The organism is Bradyrhizobium sp. (assembly GCF_016462955.1).
Classification (GTDB): Bacteria; Pseudomonadota; Alphaproteobacteria; order Rhizobiales; family Xanthobacteraceae; genus Bradyrhizobium.
In genome coordinates, this window is the sequence record NZ_JAEMSD010000041.1 from 21772 (window position 1) to 24396 (window position 2625).

Consider the following 2625-nt stretch of genomic DNA (forward strand, 5'->3'; position numbering starts at 1 on the left):
GAGGAAGGTGGGCACGATGGCGGCGAACCAGCGCGGCGGCGTCTCGCCCAGCCCCTCGCTTTGGCCGCAGAGCGGCTTCTCGAAAGCCGCGGCCGGCTGGAACTCGACGCAGACGCCAGGCGAGATCAGCTTCATCGTCTCCAGCGTGCGCCAATCCGGAACCGGCACAAGCTGCTCGCGCGCTCTGCTGCTGCGCAACAAAAGCTCGCGCCAATACAGCGCCTGAAGCGCCTGCGCGACCCGCTGGGCCGAGGCGGCGGTCGCCCGGTCGACGCTGCGATAGGCATCGAATGTGGCCCACACGGTCGCGGCTCCCAGGCAGAGCACGACGATGAGCAGAAGACGGGCGACAAGCTGAAGCACGAGGCGCATGCGATCACCCTCGACGTTTGATAAGGTGAGCCTAACAATGCCGTCGCGCCTTGCCAATTGCAGGGGTGGACCGGATCGCAGCTCGGGCAAATTTCCCAAGCCGGTCTGGGCATGGGTCTTTGGACCTGAGACGGCGGCTTTGATCTAATCGGTGAGGATACGTCGCAGGCCGGTGCTTGCAACCCAGGAGCGGTCCAGCATGAGTTCGATGACGATTGGGCCGGTCGAGCGCCGGGCTGCCGATCCATCCGAGCGCAGCGCATTGCTGTTCTGGATGATCTTCACCGGGCTATCGATCTTCGCCGTCGTGCTGCTGTGGCGGTTCGGCCTGATCCACCTGATGCTGACCTCGGACCGCACCTACATCTCGAGCGTCATCGCGGGGCTCTATATCCTCACCTGCGGCCACTGCTTCCTGCGGACGCGGGCGATCGCGCGGGAGGGGGCGGCGGCGCGGCGGTGCCGTGCGGTGCTGTCGGCGGCCGGCGGCAGCAAGGCGCTCGACGCGGGCACGGCGGAACTGCCGCGCGGCCTCGTGCGCGACCATATCGAAAGCCTGGTGACCAAGGCCGCCGCGCAGGACTACCGCGCGGTCGACCAGACCCTGCTGCTGCGGACGCTCGCCGACCGCCTGCGCGGCTCCAACGGGTTCGGCGCCTTCGTCTCCGACACGCTGATGAAGCTGGGTCTGCTCGGCACCATCATCGGCTTCATCATCATGCTGGCGCCGATCGCGGGTCTGGATGCCGCGGACAAGGTTGCGATGCGCTCCTCGATGGGCGTGATGAGCGACGGCATGGCGGTCGCGATGTACACGACGCTGGCCGGCCTCGTCGGTTCGATCCTGATCCGTATCCAGTACTACATGCTAGACGCCGCGACCCAGCATGTGTTCTCGGATGCGGTGGTGCTGACCGAGACCTATGTGACGCCAGTGCTGGAGCGCAAAGGTTCTGGTGCGCGGTCATGATGGATGATTTCGGTCTCTATCCGCGCGAGGAGCCGTTCGATCCGCTGGGCGTGATGCTGTTCAAGGCGCTCCAGGTCATCGCGTTCCTGTTTTTCCTCGCGCTGCTCGCGGTCTCGCCGGACGCCAAGGACGGCAAGATCGACTCCAAGGCGGAGTTCATCATTACGATGGACTGGCCGGACAGTCATCCCGACGATCTCGACCTGTTCGTGCAGGATCCCGCCGGCAACATCGCCTGGTATCGCCACCGCGAGGCTGGCTTCCTCACGCTCGACCGCGACGACCGCGGCGGGGCCAACAATTTCATCATCGTCAACGGCAAAAAGATTGCCTCGCCGATCCGCGAGGAGATCGTCACCGTGCGCGGCATCCTCGCCGGCGAATACACCGTCAACGTCTCGCATTTCGTCGCCACCACCGGCGAGCCCGTGACCGCCAGTGTGAAGGTGCAGAAGCTCAATCCGACGGCGCAGGTGATCTTCGACAACAAGCTCACGCTCGACCACACCGGCGACGAGAAGACCGCGGTTCGATTCCGGATCGATCCGGAAGGCAAGGTCGTCGATGTCGATCAGCGGCCGAAAGCGCTGCTGGAGACGTTCCGCAGCAGCTGGCGTAATGGCGCCGATCTCGATCCCAGGACCGGCGTGAGCAGGAACGCGACGAGGGTCCGCCGTGACTAACCTGCAGACTGTCATCCTGACGCTGTCGGTCGCCTACGCCGTCATCGGCGCATTGCTGCTGGTCGTGCTGGTCTATGCGCGGCTGCATTGGTCATTGAAAGCGGTCGCCGTGGTCGTGACTAGCACATTCTATGTCGTCAGCTTCACCGAGATGCGTGGGCTGCTCGGCTGGGCCAGCACCGACCGGCTGCCGGCCGCCTTCAAGCTCCTGAAGGCCCGCATCGTCGAGCCGCATTCGGTGGACGGCGATCCCGGCTCGATCTACCTCTGGGTCGAGGCGCTGGACGAGGACAATCGCCCGAGCGGCATTCCGCGGGCCTTTCGTGTGCCCTACAATGACCGGCTGGCCGACAAGACCCACGCCGCCGAGAACGAGATCGCGGCCGGACATCCGCAAGGAGGGCGCGCGGCGGATTTCGGCGGCGGCGACGGCAGCCTGATCGACATGGTGCGGGAATACGTGACGCCGAAGACCATCCTGGAGACCAGCGGCGGCGATTCCTCGACCGGCGAGTTCATTGCCCCGCCGGCCGGCGCGGAAGGCGCGGTGTTCACCCCGATCCCGCCGCCCCGGATGCCGCCCAAGGACGAGCAATAGGC

General features: G+C 65.7%; 3 protein-coding genes and 1 pseudogene. 3 read left to right on the plus strand and 1 reads right to left on the minus strand.

The annotated features are described in order from the left end of the window. Window positions 1-372 (minus strand): annotated as a pseudogene (locus JHD07_RS07205) (histidine kinase); the annotation flags it as partial. A 199-nt stretch (window positions 373-571) separates the two neighbouring features. On the opposite strand from JHD07_RS07205, the gene JHD07_RS07210 reads away from it, so the two are divergent. From JHD07_RS07210 to JHD07_RS07220, 3 genes are read left to right on the plus strand one after another with little or no spacing between them, the layout of a single operon-like run. Beyond that, window positions 572-1342: a MotA/TolQ/ExbB proton channel family protein gene (locus tag JHD07_RS07210; protein ID WP_291620471.1), complete on the plus strand. Its 771-nt coding sequence runs from the start codon at window positions 572-574 to the stop codon at window positions 1340-1342. Next, the gene (locus JHD07_RS07215) at window positions 1339-2025 is read left to right on the plus strand and encodes a hypothetical protein (protein WP_291620472.1); all 687 of its coding nucleotides are present in this window, start codon (window positions 1339-1341) and stop codon (window positions 2023-2025) included. Before JHD07_RS07210 ends, JHD07_RS07215 begins: the two co-directional genes overlap by 4 nt. Next, a complete protein-coding gene (locus tag JHD07_RS07220; RefSeq protein ID WP_291620473.1) occupies window positions 2018-2623 on the plus strand; it encodes a hypothetical protein in 606 nt (201 codons plus the stop codon). The genes JHD07_RS07215 and JHD07_RS07220 overlap by 8 nt, the downstream gene beginning before the upstream one ends. The last annotated feature ends 2 nt before the right edge of the window (window positions 2624-2625 follow it).